The 22,984-nt window shown below is 58.0% G+C and carries 19 protein-coding genes and 2 pseudogenes; 8 read left to right on the top strand and 13 right to left on the bottom strand.

The window, feature by feature from the left end:
• Nucleotides 1-182 precede the first annotated feature (182 nt).
• The 3 genes from EI171_RS19575 to EI171_RS46455 are packed head-to-tail and all read right to left on the bottom strand — an operon-like array spanning nt 183 to nt 3,005.
• Entirely contained in the window at nt 183-1,889 is a 1,707-nt protein-coding gene (locus EI171_RS19575) for a hypothetical protein (protein ID WP_161534440.1), read from the bottom strand.
• On the bottom strand, nt 1,886-2,698 hold the full coding sequence (locus EI171_RS19570; protein WP_161534439.1) for a dsDNA nuclease domain-containing protein: 813 nt from the start codon (nt 2,696-2,698) through the stop codon (nt 1,886-1,888). Before EI171_RS19570 ends, EI171_RS19575 begins: the two co-directional genes overlap by 4 nt.
• Nucleotides 2,661-3,005, bottom strand: coding sequence for a dsDNA nuclease domain-containing protein (locus tag EI171_RS46455; protein ID WP_161534438.1), 345 nt, complete (start codon nt 3,003-3,005; stop codon nt 2,661-2,663). The genes EI171_RS19570 and EI171_RS46455 overlap by 38 nt, the downstream gene beginning before the upstream one ends.
• An 840-nt stretch (nt 3,006-3,845) precedes the next feature.
• Here EI171_RS46455 and EI171_RS19560 point away from each other — a divergent pair.
• Nucleotides 3,846-4,526 carry a hypothetical protein gene (locus EI171_RS19560; RefSeq protein ID WP_161534437.1) on the top strand — a complete coding sequence of 227 codons (681 nt, stop codon included), beginning with the start codon at nt 3,846-3,848 and terminating at the stop codon, nt 4,524-4,526.
• Between the two features lie 43 nt (nt 4,527-4,569).
• Nucleotides 4,570-4,815, top strand: a complete 246-nt coding sequence (locus EI171_RS19555) for a hypothetical protein (protein WP_161534436.1) — start codon at nt 4,570-4,572, stop codon at nt 4,813-4,815.
• A 38-nt stretch (nt 4,816-4,853) separates the two neighbouring features.
• On the opposite strand, the gene EI171_RS19550 is transcribed toward EI171_RS19555, so the two are convergent.
• From EI171_RS19550 to EI171_RS19540, 3 genes and pseudogenes are all read right to left on the bottom strand, one after another.
• A complete protein-coding gene (locus EI171_RS19550; protein ID WP_161534435.1) occupies nt 4,854-5,204 on the bottom strand; it encodes a hypothetical protein in 351 nt (116 codons plus the stop codon).
• 428 nt (nt 5,205-5,632) lie between these two features.
• Nucleotides 5,633-5,926, bottom strand: a complete 294-nt coding sequence (locus EI171_RS19545) for a hypothetical protein (protein ID WP_371740521.1) — start codon at nt 5,924-5,926, stop codon at nt 5,633-5,635.
• Nucleotides 5,927-6,095: 169 nt separating this feature from the next.
• Nucleotides 6,096-7,249, bottom strand: a pseudogene (locus EI171_RS19540) (IS5 family transposase).
• A 533-nt stretch (nt 7,250-7,782) separates the two neighbouring features.
• Here EI171_RS19540 and EI171_RS45755 point away from each other — a divergent pair.
• Nucleotides 7,783-7,908, top strand: a pseudogene (locus EI171_RS45755) (IS5/IS1182 family transposase); the annotation flags it as partial.
• 76 nt (nt 7,909-7,984) lie between these two features.
• Here EI171_RS45755 and EI171_RS19535 read toward each other — a convergent pair.
• From EI171_RS19535 to EI171_RS19505, 7 genes are all read right to left on the bottom strand, one after another.
• Nucleotides 7,985-9,256, bottom strand: a complete 1,272-nt coding sequence (locus tag EI171_RS19535; RefSeq protein ID WP_161534434.1) for an O-antigen ligase — start codon at nt 9,254-9,256, stop codon at nt 7,985-7,987.
• A gap of 44 nt (nt 9,257-9,300) precedes the next feature.
• Nucleotides 9,301-10,428 carry a non-hydrolyzing UDP-N-acetylglucosamine 2-epimerase gene (gene wecB, locus EI171_RS19530; RefSeq protein ID WP_161534433.1) on the bottom strand — a complete coding sequence of 376 codons (1,128 nt, stop codon included), beginning with the start codon at nt 10,426-10,428 and terminating at the stop codon, nt 9,301-9,303.
• On the bottom strand, nt 10,421-11,431 hold the full coding sequence (locus EI171_RS19525; protein ID WP_161534432.1) for a polysaccharide biosynthesis protein: 1,011 nt from the start codon (nt 11,429-11,431) through the stop codon (nt 10,421-10,423). Before EI171_RS19525 ends, wecB begins: the two co-directional genes overlap by 8 nt.
• A 25-nt stretch (nt 11,432-11,456) precedes the next feature.
• Nucleotides 11,457-12,329, bottom strand: a complete 873-nt coding sequence (locus tag EI171_RS19520) for an SDR family oxidoreductase (RefSeq protein ID WP_161534431.1) — start codon at nt 12,327-12,329, stop codon at nt 11,457-11,459.
• Nucleotides 12,326-13,582: a glycosyltransferase family 4 protein gene (locus tag EI171_RS19515; RefSeq protein WP_161534430.1), complete on the bottom strand. Its 1,257-nt coding sequence runs from the start codon at nt 13,580-13,582 to the stop codon at nt 12,326-12,328. Before EI171_RS19515 ends, EI171_RS19520 begins: the two co-directional genes overlap by 4 nt.
• Nucleotides 13,579-14,538, bottom strand: coding sequence for a glycosyltransferase (locus EI171_RS19510; protein ID WP_161534429.1), 960 nt, complete (start codon nt 14,536-14,538; stop codon nt 13,579-13,581). Before EI171_RS19510 ends, EI171_RS19515 begins: the two co-directional genes overlap by 4 nt.
• Before the next feature lie 95 nt (nt 14,539-14,633).
• On the bottom strand, nt 14,634-15,374 hold the full coding sequence (locus tag EI171_RS19505) for a class I SAM-dependent methyltransferase (RefSeq protein WP_161534428.1): 741 nt from the start codon (nt 15,372-15,374) through the stop codon (nt 14,634-14,636).
• A 688-nt stretch (nt 15,375-16,062) separates the two neighbouring features.
• Here EI171_RS19505 and EI171_RS19500 point away from each other — a divergent pair.
• The 5 genes from EI171_RS19500 (at nt 16,063) to EI171_RS19480 (ending at nt 22,976) form a co-directional block, all read left to right on the top strand.
• Nucleotides 16,063-17,406 carry an IS1380-like element ISBdi2 family transposase gene (locus EI171_RS19500; protein WP_161532339.1) on the top strand — a complete coding sequence of 448 codons (1,344 nt, stop codon included), beginning with the start codon at nt 16,063-16,065 and terminating at the stop codon, nt 17,404-17,406.
• Between the two features lie 625 nt (nt 17,407-18,031).
• The gene (locus EI171_RS19495; RefSeq protein ID WP_161532339.1) at nt 18,032-19,375 is read left to right on the top strand and encodes an IS1380-like element ISBdi2 family transposase; all 1,344 of its coding nucleotides are present in this window, start codon (nt 18,032-18,034) and stop codon (nt 19,373-19,375) included.
• A 383-nt stretch (nt 19,376-19,758) separates the two neighbouring features.
• Nucleotides 19,759-20,973, top strand: coding sequence for a glycosyltransferase family 4 protein (locus EI171_RS19490; RefSeq protein ID WP_161534427.1), 1,215 nt, complete (start codon nt 19,759-19,761; stop codon nt 20,971-20,973).
• Nucleotides 20,970-22,271, top strand: coding sequence for a glycosyltransferase family 4 protein (locus EI171_RS19485; RefSeq protein WP_161534426.1), 1,302 nt, complete (start codon nt 20,970-20,972; stop codon nt 22,269-22,271). The genes EI171_RS19490 and EI171_RS19485 overlap by 4 nt, the downstream gene beginning before the upstream one ends.
• Nucleotides 22,272-22,364: 93 nt before the next feature.
• Nucleotides 22,365-22,976 carry a class I SAM-dependent methyltransferase gene (locus EI171_RS19480; protein ID WP_161534425.1) on the top strand — a complete coding sequence of 204 codons (612 nt, stop codon included), beginning with the start codon at nt 22,365-22,367 and terminating at the stop codon, nt 22,974-22,976.
• Nucleotides 22,977-22,984: the final 8 nt, after the last annotated feature.

Genomic DNA, 22,984 nt, shown 5'->3' with positions numbered 1-22,984 from the left:
AACAAAAGTTCAAAAGTGAACATTTGCCCGAAAGGAATGGACCGGCGACGGAGGCTCGGCCGCCTGCGTCGGCCGCCCAGTGATGTCTGAGTTGGGTCAAAATGCGAAGAACTCAGAGTGAGCAAATCCAGTCCGCTATACCCCCATTGAACGGACCTCGATGAGGCGTGCCGCCACTTCGTTTAGCTGGTTGCTTGCGGCCGGATCAGAGCATCGTAGTAGGGCTTCATGATTCCTGACACTTCATCGTATGCGTCAGACTGGAGCAGACTGCGCTTACCCTCGATTTCAATTGAATAACCATCGTAAGCCGCACCATGCAGGCTCACCGAACCGAGAATGAGCTGCATGTCGTCAGGAACGTGCTCAAGAGCAAACTGGATCATCCTCGTCGCGTTCGCGGGGTCTTGATCCTGCTGGACTGGACTATCAACAATGAGGGGACAGAGCACCGACGCTGACGAGGCCCGCATCGTGTTTACAAACGCATAGTAATAGGCGAGCAACGCTCGCGGAAGATCGCTGCCGGTTTCGTTTATGACGCAGTCAATTTGCTTATAGCTTTTCTCGGCAAGGCCTGGCACCTGCAGTTCGAAAATGTACTGCTTCATAAGTTGGAAATAGCGGTCCTTAATTGACTTTTGAAATTTTTTGTCTTCGAACGACTTCATCGTCGCCAACGCTTCATCCGAGCGCGCGTCCTGCTCTCCGATCTTCGCGTTGATATCAGACTGCTCGGCGGCTAGCGCATCATCAACCATACGCTCGCTCTCGCCCTCGACAAGGTCCCGCAGTTTTAGCTCGCCTCGCTGCTCATTCAGGATCGCGTTGATGCGGTCGATATTCTCAGCCAGACTTTCGAACTTAGCGCGCTCCAGCGAAATCGCCTCGTCCACCTTGGCAGTCTCTTGTCGCACCTCCAACAAAAAGCCACGGCAAGTTTCTGCGTCAGAAATCAGACCGAACTTGTTGGCAAAGTCGTTGAGGTGTGCGGTACCACAGGTCGGGCAGATAATCTCGGCGTCAGCCGTTTTGCGGATAAATTCATAATCCGCGTCCAGCTCTGCCAACGCGTTGCCAGCAATCGCGCTCTGCTCGATTAGAGCTGCCCGCTTGGAATGAAGGTCAGAGAGGCCGCGCTGAACCCGATCCCGCTTATCTTGCAGCGCTTGACACTCAGTCAGCAGCGCATCGATCCGGTCAGCGAAGCTTTCCGGCATCAGGTCAAATTTGATTGGCCTTCGCCCGGACTGCAACCGCACTGCCGCGCGGTTCAATGCTCGGCGGTCAACCTTCAAATCATCAACAATGTGGTCCGCATCGATCTTTGTTGCTTTCGCGACGTAATATTCGTTCGGGCGGAGACCAGCGTGGAAGTAAGCAACATCGCGCTTAGGATTTTCGAACTGGCCGAGTCCTGCAAAGGAAGCCCACGAACGCAGCCAGCCGATGCCTTGGTCCACATAGAACGGCAAAAAGCAAAAGGCAGGCGGCGGCACCACCTGATTGCCTTGCCGATCAGAAAGCGTGAGCTTGAACTCCAGCAACTGCGCGATTTGAGGACCGATACCGGAGACGACGTTGGAACCACTCCATATGGCATGCCCCTGCCCATCGAACAGTGCGAAGAAGCTGCCCGAACGCATGACGCGGTAAGGGACGTCATTCACTGTGAATTCAACGAGCAGGTTTGTTTTTAGCGCGTCCCAATTGTCGTTGGTCTTATAGGCATCGGCGCCGAAGGCGGCATAGATCGATTTGATTAGGCAAGACTTCCCCGTGTCATTCTCGCCGAAGATCACTGTCCTGCGTTCGTTGAACTGGACGATCCTCGCTGCCTTCTCTGGATCGGAGGAGATGAGCAACCTTTGTAATTTCAAGCTTTTCATGATTGCGCTTCCGAAGGCTGCGGATCAATCGTTTGAACTTCTCCTGTCGTTTCATGGGTGAACACCTCGTAAAGTATCATGATCTTCAATCGAGCATTGCTGAACGGTGATATGTTCGCCCGCGCGAGGTCTTTGACTTCAAGATAGATTTCATCGACTAACTGGTCCAAAGTGTGAGCACCACCAGCACGTTTTTCCAACTCAGATCGGATTTTGTCTCTGAGGACATTGATTGCCTCGTTGCCAGGATCCAAAGCGACAGCGCGGTACCGCTGCCACTCGCGAGTTAAATTGGCCAGCTCAATCGCACCAACGCTCAACTGCTGACTGATGGTTGACCATTCGGGCAGTGCTTGTCGCGTGCGAACAAGATCGAGCCATCCCTCCACCTGCGACCGCGTGATCGATTTCTTTTGGATCAGGTCGTCAAAGCTGGAAATTGTGCCCGTGTACTTAGAGCGTGTCCGGCACTCTTCGACGATCGTCTTGTAAAGAGTGTCTGGGTTGAATTCGACCGAGCCAATCTGCTCCAGGATAAACTCGTTGAGTTTTCCTTTGATGTGCGCGGAACTGTCGTGCAGGCTCAAATCTGCTTGAACGTAATGCATGAGGCTCACCGCCGCGTGAGTGGCCCCGGGGTGTTCCTGCGCCAGCTTGCCCATGAATTTTTTGAGAGTGTCAGCGTCGCAAGTGACGAGCTGGCACGCACCCGATGCCGACGGCAGAAATGCGCACGGTATATTGGAGACGAAGTTCAGTTGCTCAGTCTCATCAGGAAACATGGCATAATTGGAAAAAAGCTTTCCCATGAAGGAGGGCAGCTTTCCGCCAGCCGTGTCGTCCTTTTTTGCTTTGCGGCGATAGATCGGTTAGCGTCCAGTGCCCCTTGTCTCTGGTCTTGACCTGATAGAAGCGAGCGCGCGACGGCGACCGCTCGCTGTCCAGCAACACAATGTCATCATGAAACTCAAAGGCGATGGCGTAGTCGTCAGACGAGCCATGATGCGCAAAGATCAGCGCTAAGCCCCAGAGAGCCTGATAGTCGAAACGCTCGTATCCCGTTTCACCAGACTTTTCTCGTTGTGGCTCAGCGATGAGCCGATCGGCAAATGACACCAAGTTTCCCCCGCTCCCGCCTTCTTACTGTAGCGAGCTGCGACAACCTTACAACCGCTGGGTATTCACTTGGAATTAGACCTTGAGGGCACTACTGCACCTCGACAAAAGATCAGGGCGGCCTGATCTGGCGTTGTCGGACGGCTTAAGGAAGGTGATCCGACAGCCCGGAAACAGGCTGCCGGCGCGTTCTACGGCCTAGGCCCTCCGGAGCTAGCCGTCCGGGGTCCGGGCGCCTCTACGGGCTTCCCTACGGCGTGCCCCTTCGATACCCGGTTAATACTTGGTCGGACGGACCGAACGCGGCGGGAAATTCGTATAAGTCATTGAAAAGATTGGCGCTCCCTAGGGAACTCAGATGGCTCGGCAGATCAACGACTTAAGTTGCAACCCGCCTCTTATCGGCTCCTGAGCCGCCTTATGTTTTCGGCAAATCTGCAAACCTCATTGCGCCGGGGGTGGCGGCGAGGCGGCCCCCCAGGCAGCATCTCGCTCCGAGGCGGCCCAAGGCTGCCCCAAGCAAATCCCGCGCGGGCGGGCTCCAAGGCGCCGAGGGTTCCAGCCAAGGCGGGCGAGATCCAGGCGGGGCGGGAAACGGAACCAATTCCCCATTTCTGGTCTGGCGGCTGGGCGGGGGGTGGCAGGCGGGCAATTGGGTAGCTACATGTTGCGCGGTGCGGGCCGCGCGGCTCGCAGTAGGCACGGTACGGCATAGGCAGGCAGAGCAACGCCCCCGATTTGGCGTGCTTTTGGCCTGCCGCTTCCAGAAATTTCATCGCGAGATCCAGGTGTGCGCTTTGGCGCGCGGCCTTGTGGTTCGCATTTGGAGATGCCGAAGCCATGCCGAGTAAACCTGTACGAAAAAAAGTGACTAGCCCAGATGCGTTGGCGCGTGTCGCCAAGCGAGGCTATGAGCGCTCGAAGAAGGGTCGAACAGAATTTCTAGCAGGGACGTTCGAGGTTGCGCCTGCGCTGAGCAAGGCGCGCAAGAAGTTGCCGAGCGATCAGGCGTTTCACGACTGGATCATCAAGGCCGGTCTCCGCGACATGTCAAAAGATGATCGCGCGGCGCTGATCATCATTGGCAGCAACGTCAAAGCGGCACGCAAGTATTTTCGCGAGAACCCAGATGCATGGTCATGGCGTCTGTGCGCGCAGTCGGTTTCGCAGCCTGCGAAACCGACGGCAAGCCGAGTGCTCAACATACCGGTGAGGATGGAAACGCGCACCATCGTCGCGCCGGTCTACTCGAAAAAGGTGGAGGAGGCGCCGCCCGTTGTCATCAGGCCGAGCTACGGCGCCACGGTGGAAGAAGAGCCACATCAGACGGGCGTCGTCGCAGCGGTTCAAGCCATGATCGATGCTGCGTCAAGCACGACGACCGCCGCCGTTGCGGCGTACTGGCGGACCCGATCAGCCGAGCACCTACCGTCGTCCGATCAGGTTCGCGAGGCCGCGCAATGGCTCGACATGCTGGCTAACGCGCTAGACATCGATCAGCATAAGCAGCTGTCGCATTAACGCGACGGCTCAGCCCAACGATGTCACACAGAGGAGGAAAGCCATGAACCGGAAAATTGATCCACGTCGTCATGGGCCGGTTCGCGCCCGTCAAGGCAAAGGCAACACCGTCTATATCGAAATTGGTTTGTTGGCCAACGCTGATGGCACAGTGCAAGTGTTCGCGGCCCCATTGAACAAACTACAGAAGAAAACGGTGTTCCGGGTCAACGAAGCCGACAACCCGAAATGGCACAAGTATCTTGTGGCGGCCATTGCGGCGGCTCCGAAGAAAAAGGCAGCAGCCTAACAGCGGCAGGGCGGCCATATCAACCGACAGGGATGCCGTTACTCGCGCAGCAAAAGATCTTTCTTCGGGAAAGATCGACAATCATTAGGTAGAAACTCCGGCACAGACGGTCTAGCGGGCAGCGCATAGCTATGTCCCAGAACGTCGTCCTTCTCCCCGAGCGAAAATCGAAACGCCTGGCTTACGTGTGCGGTGTAATTGATCAGGTCCTCCCACCCGAACAACTCCTGTATCGTTAAGTCTCGCCCCTTCGAGCGAAGATGAAAGAACGGCTCCTCGTCTTGGAATAGATCGATCACGATACCATGCAGAACTGTATTTCTGACGTACTGGATCGCGAGGACCAGCGGTCTCAGCTCGCCGAACAACGCCCGTTGATAGGGTGTCATGCCACGCTGCTCCGATGCTCCGATAAACCCCTGATAGCTCGCATTTTCGCATCTAAGCTCAGTGGAAATACCATGACCTGAGCCGAGTCCGGGTCCATGTCCAGCAAGCGCCTCAAGCAGTTGCTCACCGTGTGCTCAATGTGCGACCAACGACAGGCGAAACGGCCAATTTTCTGGAGGTCTTCGTCCGACATTTTCTGTTCAAATTTGTAAGCGTTGCGATCATCCCGCTGTTCTCCTTTCGGCGTCGCACGATTCAAAGTGCCTCATGCCGATCATTGGACACCGATGCGCGTTCCCGGCGCAACCACGCCGCCAAGCCACACACACCGGTCGATTACGGGGATGATCGCCGCGCGCTTTGTCCTAGTCGCCTTCGCGCGGTGCTGCGTCGTCCTCGCTGAAGCGCGCATGATAGATTGCCCTCGTCATTCGTTGCTTGCGCCGTTGATAAGCCCGGCGGCCGGCGGCGTGGGCAGCGCAGGATTGGCGGGTTCTTCGCTGCTTTCGCGGCGCGGCGGCGTGCGCGATACCATGGCCAGGCCCGCCTCAATCACGACGATGTCTTCCTCGATCTGTCGGATAGTGCTCGTGCAGTCGATCCCGGTGCATGCATTCAGATCTGCGATAAGTTTGCGGCGCTGTGTCCGAAGTTCATCAAGAGCGGCTTGGTCCCTGAGGGAAACGTAGCCCTCCACGATCAGCTCAATTGCACCTGCCACCGTCGTTGTCCCCCCGTCAAGGCACTCCCGACTAAACGAGGATCGAGCGTGCCAATTGGTTACACGACTCAATCCCGCGCCCTGAGTTCGTCTAAAACAACGCGTCTCCTCAACTCGTGCGCAGCCACTGTCAAATGGGAGCCTACGATCAGCCCGAGCCGCTTCAATTTCACGACTGCGACGGGGTCACACAGCTCGATAGAAAGTCCGGCTTCCAATACTGCAATGGCGCGTCGGTCTCCGCTATCAGTTTGGGCAGCCGCACCAGATTGTGGGCGGCGGCAGCGAAGGTAAAAGCCCATGCTACGCGATCACGGCCGCGGAAGCTGGTCTTCTCTTGCCCGGCTACCGTCTTGATCCAGCCGAATGCCTCCTCGATGCGCTTGCGGATGCGCTGGCTGACGGCATAGCCGCCGTGCCGGGTCGTTCGCCCGTCGATCGCAGAGCTGCGGCCGCTGGTGTTCTGCGCAACATGCGGCGTCACGTTCATCGAGCGCAGCTCGTTGACGAAGTCTTCGGCGTCGTAGGCTTTGTCGGCGCCAAGCGTGATCGCTGTCGGCCGGTCGGCACGAGGCTCGATCATGTGTAGCGCGGCCACCCGTTCGGCATGCCCGTCAGCCAGCGTCAGGCAGGCGTCGACCACCAGGCGCCGTGGCGGTTCTCCATCCGTCCGTGCCCGATGAAGCACAGCTTCGTCTCCTTGCCTTTGCCCTTGCGGTATAGCCTGGCGTCCGGATCGGTGGTTGAAGCATGGGTGTCGTTCGAGCGCTTCTGGCCATGGAAGTCCGCTTCGGCATTGCGCCCGCCGCCTTGCGCCGGCGGCTCGCCCGCGCCGTCCTTCGGCTTCACGCTCTTCATCGAGGCCCAAGCCTCGATCAGCGTGCCATCGACCGAGAAGTGATCGCTCGACAGAAGCTTCTTCGCCTTGGGCTGCGCCAGCACCGCCGCCAGGAACTTCGCCGCAATGTCGCCTTCTAGCAGTCGGTCGCGGTTCTTCGAGAACACCGAATGGTCCCAGACCGCATCATCGACGCCGATTCCGACGAACCAGCGGAACAGCAGGTCGTATTCCAGCCGCTCCATCAGAAGCCGCTCCGAGCGGATCGAGTAAAACGCCTGCAACAGCATCGCCCGCAGCAGCTTCTCAGGCGGGATCGACGGCCGCCCAATCGGTGAATAGAGCGCGGCAAACTCGCGCTCCAGCGCCGACAGCGCCTCGTTCACAATCGTCCGGATCGCTCGCAGCGGATGATCACGCCGCACCCGCGCTTCCAGGTCAACGTAGCTGAACAGCTCGCCCGTTCGATTGTCCCCGCCGCGCACGCACCATCTCCGAATCTCGTCGGAGCCAATGAATCACGGTCGCAGGTCGACGGCGAGTGCCTTTTTCAACAGCCTGCTAGTACAGCCGCGTTGTACAACCACGCAGTAGCCCCGATTCCAATCATACTCTGAAGAAGTAAGCTGCCCATGTTAAGATTCAAACAGGCATGATTCGCATTAGCTCTTCCAGTAATGATGCTCGCATCGCTTCATTGCGAGAAGCGTTGTTATCTTGGCTAAAGAAGCGGTTCAAGCTTGAGTCCTATCAACGAAGCATAAGCAGTAGGACGAGAAGCAGTGTTGTGCCGGAGATCAGGGTCGAAACTCTCGTCCACCGCAACGCGGCAGCTACAGTTCGCTGAGCCTGCAAGGCCTCCATCTTGGCAATCCAATGATCCGCACTCGGATCTTGCGCCTGTGATTGTTCCATTCTCTGCTGATTCGCCGGTTCTCAGACTAGGTCTTGTGCTCAAATTCGTCTAGCAGATCAGGTCAAACCATGATTCAAGCTACCAAGCATCGGGGCTAGGATCATGCGCTACGACCTGACGGATTTCGAGTGTAGTGTAATCGAACCTCTTCTTCCGAAGGATGGTCTAGGCCGCAAGCCGGGCAACAACCGTCGCGTCCTCAACGGTATCTTCTGGGTGCCGCGCGCGGACTATCTCAACGGCGCGACCGATGGTGATGTCGGGCGGATGAAAGTCTTCCATGCCAGCGATTCCGATGAGACCGCTACCAAGCACTGGGGGAGACAGTCGACGCTGGTCCGCGCTTCTGAGCGTGGCGTCGGACCATTCCGCCGGCGACCCCGATGCAGATCACGTATGTCCACCCTTGCGTGAAATCGGAGATATGTGAATTGAATAGCGAGCCTGTAACGTTCTGAGCCAGAACGACCAGGCCGGACCAGGCTGCCATGCCAGGGCCGCGGAACATCAGGGCGTGCGAAATCCACATGGCGTAGAGCACGATAACCCCAATCAGCCCCGTCTGAAGGGCAATGGCGAAGGCCTGATTGTGCGGGTTTGCTGCCCTGTTGACGTCGGATTCAGGCCCGTCCGCCGTGTAATGCCGGAACATGCTGCGGATCGTTCCGGTACCGTGACCCAGCAGGGGGGCTTGCCTGATCAGATCTACCGACGCGTCCCAATAGGCGAGCCTCTGCCGGTTCGACACTGCCGGAAGAGCCGGGTCACCGGCAGTGATGCTTGCCGCGGAATGCAGCCGATGTTTAAGATATGGCGATGATGTCCATGCGATCGCGAAAAGAAGCGCCCAAGCCGCACAAGCAATGATTGCGATCTTCCAGTTGCGGCGAAGACCGAACAGCAAGAGCAACACCGGGACGACGATCAGGGCTGTTCGAGAAACCGCGACATAACCAATGTTGATCAAGAACGCTGTCACCAGCAGCACCTCGACGACGACGCGTACGCCCCGCCTCGCGCGGAAATCCTCCTCCGCCATCTCAAGCAGCAAGAAGACACATACAACGAAAAATCCACTCTGGCTTATGTAGTCCTTCACGACGATGCCAGGCGGCTTTCCATGGATGAGGCTCACCGAGAAGAGGAAGCCGACAAACGACATCGTCAGTAGCAGCGTACAGCCGGCCATGAAGCCGTAGACGACCCATAAACCACGGTCTGAGCGCTGAAACTGGATAAACAGAAAAGGGATCACCAGAAGCTTAAGCAGTGGCCTAATGCCTGCCAATCGCTCGCTCCAGCCGACGTCGGCCCAAAGCATACCCGCTACAGCAAGGAGAACCAACGCCACCGGAAGTGCGCCTGGCCAGGTGGCCAGCTGCTGCCGAACCTCACGGATACTGAGCGACGGCAGCAAAGCCAGGAGCCAGAGAACAACCAGAACCGCAACGGCCGAGGTCGACAGCGGCAGAAAGAACGCAATCGCCACGGCGATGGCATCAGCCGTATGAACATTGAATTCGTGGTAAGTAGCAGGCCAAACCAAAATTCGCCGGGCCTCAATTGACCTGAGCATTGCCTCACCTGCCGAATGAAAAGCTCGAACCCGGATTGCAGCTGCTAGTGCTGCACTCTCCAGACGCGCCTGCGCACAAAGTCCGTGTAACTCAGGATGATGCGGAGAACCTTGTCGGAGACATTGTCCGGAGTATAATCCCGCACGAGATGAAGCGCGCGCTCCGCTCCGCGAGGCTGCGATTCAAGGATCGGAATGGCTTGCAACACCCGTTCGACGCTCAATCCGACAAACATCACCGACGCTTCTTCGAACCCCTCTGGCCTCTCCTGCACCTCGCGCATATTGAGCGCCGGAAAATTCAGGATCGATGATTCTTCCGTGATTGTGCCACTGTCGGAAAGAACAATCCGGGCGTCGGTCTGCAATTTGATATAGTCGAAGAAGCCAAACGGCTTGTGGAACTCAACAAGGGAATGGGATGCCTTATCCAGGTGCTTCATTCGCTCCCGGGTTCGCGGATGGGCCGAAACGACGATGCGATCGCCGTACTGTTCGGCAAGCGTGTTCAGGATGTCAAGGATGCTGCCGAGCCTCTTTTGGTCATCGACATTCTCCTCTCGATGGAAGCTCGCAAGAAAATACTTGCGCGCTGCCATCCCGAGACGAGAAAGGACGTCCGATGCGTCGATGCCACTTCGATAGAAGTCAATGACCTCCCGCATGGGGCTTCCAGTGGTGATGATCTGGTCCGGCGGCAGCCCTTCGCGCAACAGATAATCTCGCGCGATCGCGCTATAGGGCAGATTGATATCTGCGATGTGATCCACGATTCGTCGATTGACTTCTTCTGGAACGCGGAAGTCAAAGCAGCGATTTCCTGCCTCCATGTGGAATATCGGGATTTTTCTGCGCTTCGCTGCGATAGCCGCCAGGCTGCTGTTAGTGTCGCCGAGAATGAGGACAGCCTCCGGAGCATACTCCTCGAGCGCCTTGTCGATCCGGGTTATGACGTTCCCGATCGTCTCGGCCGCATTGCCGCCAGCTGCTTCCAGGAAACGATCTGGTCGCCGGATCTGAAGTTGAGTGAAGAACACCTCGTTCAGCTCGTAATCGTAATTCTGGCCTGTGTGAACCAAAGTATGCTGGGTGTGCTGGTCGAGCTTTGCGATCACCCGCGAAAGGCGAATGATCTCCGGCCGCGTTCCTACGATTGTCATCACCTTAAGCATTGAGGTGGTCCCGCATGATATCGAGCGATCTAAGGACGTCCTTGACCTGGTCGACGTCAAGCCTTCGCGTATTGTGCGAGGTGTAATCCTCCTGCCGGGAGATTTCGGTGTCTCCTTCGCTGAAGTAGCTGTTGTAGTTGAGATCTCTCATGTCGGCCGGAATGCGGAAGTAGTCTCCAACATCCTGCGCAACAGCCATTTCTTCGCGCGACACGAGCGTTTCGTAGAGCTTCTCGCCATGTCTCGTCCCAATCACTTCGATATCGTTCCCAACCTTCAGCAATTCCCGCAAGGCCACCGCAAGATCCTTTATGGTGGAGGCCGGCGCCTTCTGCACGAAAATATCGCCCGGACGCGCGTTTTGAAACGCGTACAGCACCAGTTTCACCGATTCTTCCAGGGACATCAAAAAGCGGGTCATGTTAGGATCTGTCAGGGTCAATGATTTCCCGCTGAGCAACTGGTCAATGAAAAGCGGGATGACCGACCCCCGAGAGGCCATCACGTTGCCATATCTGGTTGCGCAGAGCACCGTTTTCTCTGGATCGCATCCCCTGGACTTTGCGATCATGACCTTCTCCATCATGGCCTTGGACAGTCCCATCGCGTTGATCGGGTAAACAGCCTTATCGGTGCTTAGCACCACGCAACGCTTCACCTCGTGCTCTATAGCAGCACGCATCACATTCTCAGCACCTAGGACGTTGGTCCTCACGGCTTCGATCGGGAAAAATTCGCAGCTTGGCACCTGTTTCAGGGCCGCGGCATGAAAGATGTAGTCGACCCCGCGCACGACGTCCGACACGGGGTCATAGTTCCGGACATCCCCGATGAAGAACTTGACGCGAGGGTTCTTCAGTCGTGACCGCATCTCGTGCTGCTTGTTCTCATCCCGGCTGAAAATCCGGATTTCCCTGAAATCCGCATCGAGAAGGCTTTTCAGGATAGCGTTACCGAATGATCCGGTGCCGCCAGTAATAAGCAAGGATTTACCTGTAAACATATCCCATAACCCAGTTTGGATTAGTTCATCCGAACGCGTGCATCTTCTCGATCAGAGACGACCATGTTGGAGGTTGATAGCCGGTTGCCGCATGAAACCGATCTGCGTTGAGTGACCGGTCGATTACGAGTCTTTCGTCCGGAATGATCTCGATTTCCTTCTCATAGGTCTTGGCGACCATCTGCAGGAGATCGTACTTGGTGATCGGCTGCGCAGCGACATGATAGACGCCACGCAGCTGCGGCCGCGGGATGACATGGGTGCGGATGATCTCGGTCAGTTCGATTGTTGGCACACCAGAGAAAATAGCCCGCCGATAGCCGTTCACCTGTCCTTTGCTGGAGAGGAACCAGCCCAACAAGCCGACCGAAGAGCCAAGTTCGTGTCCAATGATTGAGGTGCGAAGCGTTATCGCGTTATCGTAGTCGACCTCACCCATGTGTTTAGTGCGTCCGTACAGATCCTGCGCGTCAGCCGGATCGCTCTCTACATACCCGCCCTTCGCTCCGCTGAACACGCAATCCGTGCTGATGTGTATGAGCCTTGCGGACGCAGCAGCACACAGCGCCGCAAGGCGGTGCGGAAGCAGCGAGTTGATTGGAATGCAGGAAAGAGCCTCATTTGCAGTCGAGAGCTGCTTGATGATGCCGACGCAATTGATCACGATCGCCGGCCGTACTCGGCCAAAGACTTTGAGCAAGTTGTCGAAATCTTCGACGTCGACCCCGACAAGGATGTTGTCGCGCAACTTTTCCGGCAAGTAATGCAGCAGACGGTCCGTTCTGGCGGTACCAAACACCCTGTAGTCCGCGCTGAGCGCGAAGCTGCGCAGCGCGGTGTTACCAAGCATTCCGGTAGCGCCGAGCACCAGGATCGCCGGCTTGTCGGCGTCTGTCATTGACCATCTCCCATCGTTTCTTTCGTATATTTCAAATCGCGGCCATTCATGGCTTGCTTGAAGTGATCAACGAGCACGTCCGTGAGCTGCATCAGCTCGAAGTGCTTTTCGTACCATCGCCGACCTGCCATTCCCATTTCATCTCTCGCTTCTTGCGGCATCGACCTCAACTCCAGAATCAGCGCGGCCAATCGCTCTGCATTCTCAGACTCGCAGGTGATGCCGGCGCCCGAAGCTCTGACGACCTCCGCACCTTCTCCGTCCATACATGCAAGGACTGGTCGTCCTACCCCGAAGTAAGTCGAAAGCTTGCTTGGCACGGTTTTTTTGAGGGACTCGACATTCTTCAGCGTAATGAGGAGCGCGTCGCTGCGCGCCATCGCATCGTTCGCAACCTCCGGCTCGACACGGCCAAGGAGATACACATTGGCCAGTGCGCGGCGCTTTATTTCCTGCTGGATCCAGCCAAGCCGGCTCCCGCTTCCCATTATGACGAAGTTGATGTGCGGCTCGTCGCGAAGGTGCTCCGCGGCCTCCACGATCGTCTCCACCGCCTGAACGGTCCCGAGATTACCACTGAACGTGACGTTGAAGCCGCTCGGGAGGCTAACTGGGTTTCGGGGGCGCTCTGGGGGAGTTCGCTCAACGTCACCTGGATTTGGGTAATAGACGACCGGAACTTCACCGGCCATCGCACAGGTGCTCTCTACGAAGCTGCGAGACTGCACCAAAAGCAGATCGCAACGATGGTAGATCCAGCGCACAAGGCCCGCGACTCCGCACAGTATGTACGGGTTCTTGACATAGCCCGTTGCCGAAAGGCTTTCCGGCCAGAGATCCTGGACCCATACGATGAGAGCCGCCCGCTTTCTCGCGCTGAAGAAGGCTCCCGCCAATGCTTGCAGGACCGGAGACGTTCCGTAGACAAATACGACATCGAACTCCTTCTTGCGCAGCCGCCACTGGCCGACGAGGATTGAACTCGCGAGGAAGGAAAGGTAATTCAGCGTCAGCGTTAGCGCAGTTTTCTTTCCGCGCGGGATCAGGGGCACGCGGAAGATCTCGTAGCCGGCTGGGTGCAATTCCCGGTCGCTGCGCCAGGCCCGATAGCCCTTGAAGATTGTCCCGTCAGGATAGTTCGGCTGTCCTGTAAGCACCGTCACTTCACAGCCGGCACGATGCAGCGCTTCTGCTACCGTATTAATGCGGAAGGTCTCGGGCCAGAAATACTGGGTGACGATCAGGGTCTTCATGACACACCCTCAACGTCTACCGACAACGCTTTCCAGAATCCTTCTGGCGTCTCAAACTCACGTAGGCAGTCTCCCCGCCTCAAGTAGCGGTTTATCGCCCGCGCGATCGACAGTGACGAAGTCGGATCGAACGTTTGTACAGGGTCGCAAACATCCCTGACATAGTCGAGCTCGCCGGCGATGACCGGCAACCCTATGGCTCTAGCCTCCGCGAGAGGCAATCCGAACGATTCCGTCGTGGACGGGTATATGAGCGCTCCGGACTCACCATAGACCTCCGCCAGTTGTTGACGTGAGAGCGCTCCAAGGTTGACGATACCAAGGCCGGTGTTCTCGATGCGCACTTTGAGGCGCGCCCAGAGCTCCTGATCCTTTGATCCGAGCGTGAGCGCAAGGCTCGGCCGGCATCCGCCCTCCTTGAGGAGCTCCCAGGCCTCGACCAGCCGGGCGTGATTCTTGTGAGGCTCGCCGTCGGCCGGGTAGACGAAGTCAAATGCGCGACCGAAGGTCACTGCCGACACGGATATGTCGTTCGGCACCAGCGGCCGGACGTGGATCCTAGGGCGATGAGCGACAGCGCCAGCCAGGACTGCAAGTGCGCGCTTCATGCTCGGTCCTTGAACGATGATTTCCCCGACCGAATGTACCCGGCGACGGAGAAGCCACCGTTCGACCTCAAGCCGCAAGCGGGTCAGGATTGGGTAATCGCGGAGCGAGCCACTCTCGACGAGGAGACGGTTCTGCAGAAACACCGTAAGCTTCGAGCCCGACGCCTCGTTCAAAAAAAGTGGTGGCACTCCATGAAAGCAAAGGACGCGCGCTCCGCTCCGCAAGGCAGCCCCGAGACGCCATTCTGCGCGGAGGCGGTTCAGCAGCCCCGGCGGAACCCACTCTACGTGTATCTCCTCAGGAACGGAAAGGTTTGCCTTGGCGCGCTCGTCAAAAACGGCGATCACTCTCGGCTCACCGGTCCACGCTGCCACGATTGACTGCAGAAGAACTAATCCGCCTCCAGCCCGAACATTCGGAGCGTAGATCAGGAGAGGCGCGCTCAAGACTGTTCACTCGGTCGCTCGAACGCGGGAACGTCTCTTAGCTTCCACAAACCAAGGCTTTTATCGGCGAACGCGCCACCCCCTTCCGAGCATTGCTCGTTGATCACCCTCAAAGGCGCTGGAAAGTTGAACGGTGGCGCCTGCATGTTGAGAGGCCGCCAAAACCGAGCGTCGAGGTCATCATTGTGCGCCCGCTCCACGAACGTCGTCGCGAGCAGATACATCGCACCGGTGCGTCGAAAATTGGCAAGAACCCTAAAGGCGTCTTCGAATGACAGGTGCACCAGGCAATCGCGCGTCAGGATCAAATCAGCCTTCGGCAGCTCATCCTTCGCAATATCCACACAGAGGAATCGGACCCCCTCAGATCCGTACATCTCGGTGTTCCGTTGAATCATAGGGGCGACGATATCGACGCCGATATAGTTCGGCACACCCAGCTTTGTCTCACGCATCCAATGCCAGTCGCCACATGGCGCATCCAACAGAGTACCGACGCCGTGCTCTGCAATGAGCTTCGGCACCTCCACGCGAATTACTGACGTCTGCTTGAGGTTGGATCCTTCACCGGATCTGGACTCGGAACCACCAAAGACGTTGTGCTCGTAAACCTTTGTGAACTTTGACCTGATGTCCAGGTGGGCGACGTCAGAAGGCCCCGCCGAACCCGCAAGCACAGTCGTGAAAAAGCGGCGTATGAAACTGTGAAGTCGACTTATGAAGAGATGAACAGACAATATGCAGCCCCTTACTCCAATAGAAGTAGCTCGTGTCGATGTCTGGCCGTGAGACGTCAACACGCAACTCTTCATCAGAGCCGTTCGGTAGTTGGCCGCGAATGCTTCGCTTGAGATTCAACGCTTGGTCGCCACCCCGCGACGAAGCACTCGAGAGCGCCTCCCCTACTGATTGTAGCAGCCTTACAGCACACTCGATCAACAAATCAAGCCCTATAAGAGTCGACTATTAGCCCGTCTTATTCGCAAGAGGGCGCCTGAGAGGCTGGCGAGCGTGGTGTAAAGCGCTGATGCGGCGTAGGATTCGGTTGCGAAGCCACCCCATCACCTTCAACCGCGAACGCCACGCCCGCCATGACCGATGATACGATTTCAGACCACTATCGAGAAGCAAGAATTCAACACAAATAAAACCTCTGCCTCGCGCTCGATCTCTTCATGCTTGATAGTCTCGTTTCGGAGGCTGATCACCTACCGCGTCTAATAGGCCGCTCGCGCCGGTTTCTTTGGACGCGGCACGACCGCGACTCCACGTTTCGGCACAGAAATGATCGGGAGTCACTCAATCTTTCTTCAACTTAACCCGTCTTATTCGTAAGAGTGCGCCTGAGGGGTAAAGCGCTGATGCGGCGTAGGATTCGGTTGCGAAGCCACCCCATCACCTCCAACCGCGAACGCCACGCCCGCCATGACCGACGATACGATTGCGCCCTTCTCGTTTCCAGCCGTTCACGCCAAGAAAGTCACAGCTGCCTTCGATGGTGGGCGCCTAACCTCGAACGGGGGCGTGATGCTTCTGGCGATGGCCGAGCGGCGTCTCGGTTTGGCCGACAATCTGGCCCGGGTGTTCCCGGATCGGCGCGATCCGACGCGGGTCGTGCACAGCCTGGTCGATATGTTCCGCGCGCGCATGTTCGCGATCTGCTGCGGCTACGAGGACGCCGACGACCTCGATCATCTGAGGTCCGATCCGGCATTCAAACTGGCCTGCGGTCGCCTACCGGACACGGGCCGGGATTTGTGTTCCCAGCCGACGCTGTCGCGGCTGGAGAATGCTCCGCGCCTGCGCGACGTGATCCGGCTGACCTACACTTTGGTCGACGCATGGATGGATAGCTACCCGCGCGAGCCGGCATCCGTCACGCTCGACATCGATGATACCTGCGACGTCGTCCACGGCCATCAGCAGCTCTCGCTGTTCAACGCTCATTATGACGAACGCTGCTTCCTGCCGATCCACGTCTACGACACGGAGAAGAGCCGGCCCGTGGCCGTCGTGCTGCGGCCCGGCAAGACGCCGGGCGGCGTCGAGGTGCGTGCCCATCTGCGCCGCCTGGTACGGCATATCCGGACGCGATGGCACAACACGCAAATTACGTTCCGTGGCGACGGGCACTATGCCCGGCCGGAGGCAATGGCGTGGTGCGAGACCAACGGCATCGACTACATCTTCGGTCTGTCCGGCACCAAGCCTCTCGCCAGAAAAGTCGACGAGGTCGCCGACGACATCCGCACCCGACGCGCCATCGAGAACCTGCCGGTTCTGCGTGGCTATACCGAGACGCGCCACAAGGCAAAGTCCTGGGATCGCGAACGGCGCACTGTCGCCCGTATTGAGGCGACGATGCTCGGCCTCGACATCCGCTTCGTCGTCACCAGCCTCGATGTCGGCTCGGCCGAGTGGATCTACGACAGCCTGTATTGCGCGCGCGGCCAAGCCGAGAATCTGATCAAGCTGCATAAGACGCAGCTCGCCTCCGATCGCACCAGCTGCCGTTCGGCGCTCGCCAACCAGGTCCGTCTCGTGCTCCATACGGCCGCTTATTGGCTGATGCTGACCGTACGCGACGCCATTCCCAAAGCCCGGGAATTGGCCGCTGCCGAGTTCGCGACGCTGCGTCTTCGGCTCTTGAAAATCGCCGCCCGTGTCGTCGAGACCACGAGCCGCATTCGCCTTGCGTTTGCCGCGGCATGTCCCGAAGCCGACCTGATCTGCGGCTTGCCCGGCGCGCTGCTGCCGCTCGGTCCTTGACCGGCGGGGCGTCCGCCCCCGTTCGCCCAACCCATCCCTCAAGCGCGTTGCAAAGTACCGGTCGTCAGGCGGCGAAAAGCCGAAGGCAATCCTGTGCGCCTCGTCAGACAAGATGTGCGGCCGCATCAATCGGGCCCAAAAGCCGCACTCTCACGAATAGGACGGGTTAGCCCGTCTTATTCGCAAGAGGGCGCCTGAGAGGCTGGCGAGCGTGGTGTAAAGCGCTGATGCGGCGTAGGATTCGGTTGCGAAGCCACCCCATCACCTTCAACCGCGAACGCCACGCCCGCCATGACCGATGATACGATTTCAGACCACTATCGAGAAGCAAGAATTCAACACAAATAAAACCTCTGCCTCGCGCTCGATCTCTTCATGCTTGATAGTCTCGTTTCGGAGGCTGATCACCTACCGCGTCTAATAGGCCGCTCGCGCCGGTTTCTTTGGACGCGGCACGACCGCGACTCCACGTTTCGGCACAGAAATGATCGGGAGTCACTCAATCTTTCTTCAACTTAACCCGTCTTATTCGTAAGAGTGCGCCTGAGGGGTAAAGCGCTGATGCGGCGTAGGATTCGGTTGCGAAGCCACCCCATCACCTCCAACCGCGAACGCCACGCCCGCCATGACCGACGATACGATTGCGCCCTTCTCGTTTCCAGCCGTTCACGCCAAGAAAGTCACAGCTGCCTTCGATGGTGGGCGCCTAACCTCGAACGGGGGCGTGATGCTTCTGGCGATGGCCGAGCGGCGTCTCGGTTTGGCCGACAATCTGGCCCGGGTGTTCCCGGATCGGCGCGATCCGACGCGGGTCGTGCACAGCCTGGTCGATATGTTCCGCGCGCGCATGTTCGCGATCTGCTGCGGCTACGAGGACGCCGACGACCTCGATCATCTGAGGTCCGATCCGGCATTCAAACTGGCCTGCGGTCGCCTACCGGACACGGGCCGGGATTTGTGTTCCCAGCCGACGCTGTCGCGGCTGGAGAATGCTCCGCGCCTGCGCGACGTGATCCGGCTGACCTACACTTTGGTCGACGCATGGATGGATAGCTACCCGCGCGAGCCGGCATCCGTCACGCTCGACATCGATGATACCTGCGACGTCGTCCACGGCCATCAGCAGCTCTCGCTGTTCAACGCTCATTATGACGAACGCTGCTTCCTGCCGATCCACGTCTACGACACGGAGAAGAGCCGGCCCGTGGCCGTCGTGCTGCGGCCCGGCAAGACGCCGGGCGGCGTCGAGGTGCGTGCCCATCTGCGCCGCCTGGTACGGCATATCCGGACGCGATGGCACAACACGCAAATTACGTTCCGTGGCGACGGGCACTATGCCCGGCCGGAGGCAATGGCGTGGTGCGAGACCAACGGCATCGACTACATCTTCGGTCTGTCCGGCACCAAGCCTCTCGCCAGAAAAGTCGACGAGGTCGCCGACGACATCCGCACCCGACGCGCCATCGAGAACCTGCCGGTTCTGCGTGGCTATACCGAGACGCGCCACAAGGCAAAGTCCTGGGATCGCGAACGGCGCACTGTCGCCCGTATTGAGGCGACGATGCTCGGCCTCGACATCCGCTTCGTCGTCACCAGCCTCGATGTCGGCTCGGCCGAGTGGATCTACGACAGCCTGTATTGCGCGCGCGGCCAAGCCGAGAATCTGATCAAGCTGCATAAGACGCAGCTCGCCTCCGATCGCACCAGCTGCCGTTCGGCGCTCGCCAACCAGGTCCGTCTCGTGCTCCATACGGCCGCTTATTGGCTGATGCTGACCGTACGCGACGCCATTCCCAAAGCCCGGGAATTGGCCGCTGCCGAGTTCGCGACGCTGCGTCTTCGGCTCTTGAAAATCGCCGCCCGTGTCGTCGAGACCACGAGCCGCATTCGCCTTGCGTTTGCCGCGGCATGTCCCGAAGCCGACCTGATCTGCGGCTTGCCCGGCGCGCTGCTGCCGCTCGGTCCTTGACCGGCGGGGCGTCCGCCCCCGTTCGCCCAACCCATCCCTCAAGCGCGTTGCAAAGTACCGGTCGTCAGGCGGCGAAAAGCCGAAGGCAATCCTGTGCGCCTCGTCAGACAAGATGTGCGGCCGCATCAATCGGGCCCAAAAGCCGCACTCTCACGAATAGGACGGGTTAGAGACCTTGCCTTTGCCGGTTTTTCCTGACCCGCTTGAGTGTGAGATTTCTCACCAACAACGCGAAATGTGCGGCGCAGCATTGTCCGGCTACTGCCCAGCAAGACGATTCCCACGTTCCGATGTCGAGGTTGACGCAAGAAGACCAACCTGATGAGACTGTGCTGACCATCAAGTCATTCTTCAGATAGCATCACTGATTACCGGATGGCAGCGTGCGAATTCTTGTTCTGACCTACGCGTTTCCTCCGCTTCATGTGCAGATGACCCCGGTGGCCCTCAAGCCAATGGCGGCGATGACCAAACTTGGCGTCTCGGTTGACGTCGTGACGGTCCGGAATTTTCCTTCCACCCTTCCGCTGAGCGACGATCTGGTCCCTTACGCAGACGCCATCTTTGAGAAGAAAATCTTTGTCGACGACTATAAAAAGACCGGCTCCTGGACGTTGAAGTGTGGTGAACTTTTGCGGCTGCCGGACCTCATGGCGACCTACAGCCGGCGAACCCTCCATGCACTGCTGAACCTCGACCTCAGCCGCTACGATGCGATCCTGACGTGGTCTCCATTTCATTCCATCAACCAGGTGATGATGGAATTAAAGAGCGAGCGTCCTAGCGTAAAATGGGTCGCACAGTTCAGCGACCCATGGGCCGGGAACCCCCTGGAACGCCACTGGAGCACAAATCGCTGGAATTCCCACTTCGAGCAGCGGGTCGTGCCGCTCGCTGACGCTATTATCCATAGCTCCCATTATTCCATGAGAATGATGGCTAACGCGGTAGGCACCGCCGACAAGAACAAATTTTCGGTCATCGGGCATTGCTATGATCGCTCACTCTACGGAATACGAGAGCCGCGATCGCGCGATCGCTTTGTGATTCGTTACGTCGGAACTCTGTTCGGCCGGCGGACGCCGGAGCCATTCTTCGCAGCCGTGCAAGGTCTGCTGACAAGACGACCGGAGCTGGCAAGCGTTTTTTCGCTCGAGCTTGTCGGCCCGGTTGAGCCGGCCATGCTTGCTTCGGATGCTGCCTCCTCCTTACCCGGCGGTATGGTTAACAATGCGCCGCACGTCGGATATCTTGAGTCGCTCAGATACATGGCTGGTGCGGATCTGCTTGTGCTCATCGAAGCCAACGTAAAGGTGAACTTATTCCTCCCGAGCAAGCTTGCTGACTATGTCGGGTCAGGCACGCCAATCCTTGCTCTCGTCCCGCCAGGGGCGGCAAGAGATTTCACCCGATCCCTCGGATGCTGGCATGCCGAGCCGGGTAATGTTGACGACATTTCGCAGGCCTTGGAGCAGGCATTCGACCACATCCAGAGCAAAGGAAGTGCGACCTGGCGTAATGAAGCGGTCGCGCAGACGCTGTCGGCCGATACCATTGCACGCCAGTACAAGTCGATCTTTGAACGGGTTATCGCGTGAAGAAACCGCGGATTCTCTTTGTTGCGATGCAAGCCAGTCCGCATGCGGCGCGATGGGTCAACATGATTGCGGATCAGGGTTGGGATCTGCACCTTTTCCCCGTCAACTCGATGCCGTTGCTTCCAGAGTTCCGCGACATAACCGTCCATCAGCCCTGGCTCACCGTCCGTCCGCGGGCCACACTGGCAGCGGCGGAGCGATTTGCTCGGCGACATGTGTTCAACATCAAAGGCGACCAAGAACCCTTAAGCGGCTCGGTCGTGGAACGCTCGATCTATCCGATCCCGATGCTCACGAGGTTCGCGCGTGTTGCCAACGGCTTCAAGACACCTCTCGGAACGTCCGGCGCCCAGGCACCGCTCGCCTATGGTCCACATGTGCTCGCGCGGCTCATAAGAAAGTTGAAGCCCGATTTGATCCACTCAATGGAGTTTCAGCACTGCGGATATAACGTGCTGGAGGCCAAGAAGATCATTGGTGAAGATAAATTCCCGAAATGGCTGGCGACCAACTGGGGCAGCGACATCTTCTACTACAGGCACTTCCCGTCCCATGAGAAGCAGATACGTGAGCTGCTTTCTTCGATCGACTACTATAGCTGCGAGTGTCACAGAGACGTTGAGATCGCTCAAAGTCTGGGGATGGGTGCCGAGGTGCTGCCGGTCAAGCCAAATTCCGGCGGCTTCGACCTGCCGGCCGTCAAGCAATTGCGTTCGCTGCGCCCGCCCTCCAAGCGTCGTCTCATCATGGTCAAGGGCTACCAGCATTTCGCGGGCCGGGCACTTGTTGCGCTCGATGCTCTCGCGAAAGCCTCTGATGCGTTGACCGGCTACAAGATCCTGGTTTTCTCTCCTTCGGAGCCGATCTATCTGCGCGTTGACGAACTGCGGAAATACTACGATTTGGACATCGAAGTCCTGCAATATGCCGACCACGGAAGGATGCTACGGCTGTTTGCTGCGGCACGGTGCTACCTTGGCGTCAGCGTCTCGGATGCAATAAGCACGTCGATGCTCGAGGCGATGGCCCTGGGCGCTTTCCCAATTCAGACCAACACCTCGTGTTGCGAGGAATGGATCCAAGATGGGAAGACCGGTTTTTCGATTCCACCTGATGACGTAGGGGTCATTGCCGATCGGATCCGCGAGGCGCTTTCTAATGACGAGCTCGTGGACGCGGCTGCCGAGATGAATTGGACTTTAGTCTCAAACCGGCTCGACGCTTCCGTGTTGAAACGCGAGGTCGTGCGGGACTACCGAAACCTGATCGAGAGGCACCCTGAAGAGTCTTCCAGGTAGTGTCCCATTGTACACCAAACCGTTGCGTTAGCTGTCGATTTTGGGTAATCGGGCTGAAATGCTAGGCAAGGCGGGGGAACTGCATTGAGAGACGTGTTTGATCGTATCTTCCACGAAAACAAATGGGGCAGCGCTGACTCTCGTTCCGGCGAAGGTGGGGAGCTATCCCAGACGACCACCATCCGGGCAGTGATACCCGAAATCATCGCCATGGTGGGCGCGCGCTCAATGCTGGACTTGCCTTGCGGCGACTTCAATTGGATGCGCTTCGTCGATCTTGGAATCGACTACATCGGCGCGGACATCGTTCCCGAACTGATTGCCACCAACCAGACGAGGTATGGCAATGATCACCGTCGATTCATTGTGCACGATGTGGCCCAGGAGCAAATCCCGAAAGTCGATCTGATTTTTTGTCGCGATTTACTTGTCCATTTTTCGTTCGAGCACATTCGATCGGCTTACGGCAATCTTCGCGCCAGCGGGTCGGGCTACATCCTCACGACGACGTTTCCGCTGCGACCCGAAAACGCTCAGATCGAAACCGGAGAATGGAGACCTCTGAACCTGTCGCTGCCCCCATTCAATTTCCCGAAGCCGATACGCATCATCAACGAAAATTGCACCGAGTGGGATGGCCACTGGTCCGACAAGAGCCTCGGGCTCTGGCGGATCGCCGACCTGCCGGAAGTTTTGCCAATTTGAGGCGCCCT

This window comes from Bradyrhizobium sp. LCT2 (genome assembly GCF_009931255.1).
Classification (GTDB): Bacteria; Pseudomonadota; Alphaproteobacteria; order Rhizobiales; family Xanthobacteraceae; genus Bradyrhizobium; species Bradyrhizobium diazoefficiens.
The sequence above is the reverse complement of the archived record's forward strand: the minus strand, read 5'-3'. Positions and strand labels throughout refer to the sequence as shown.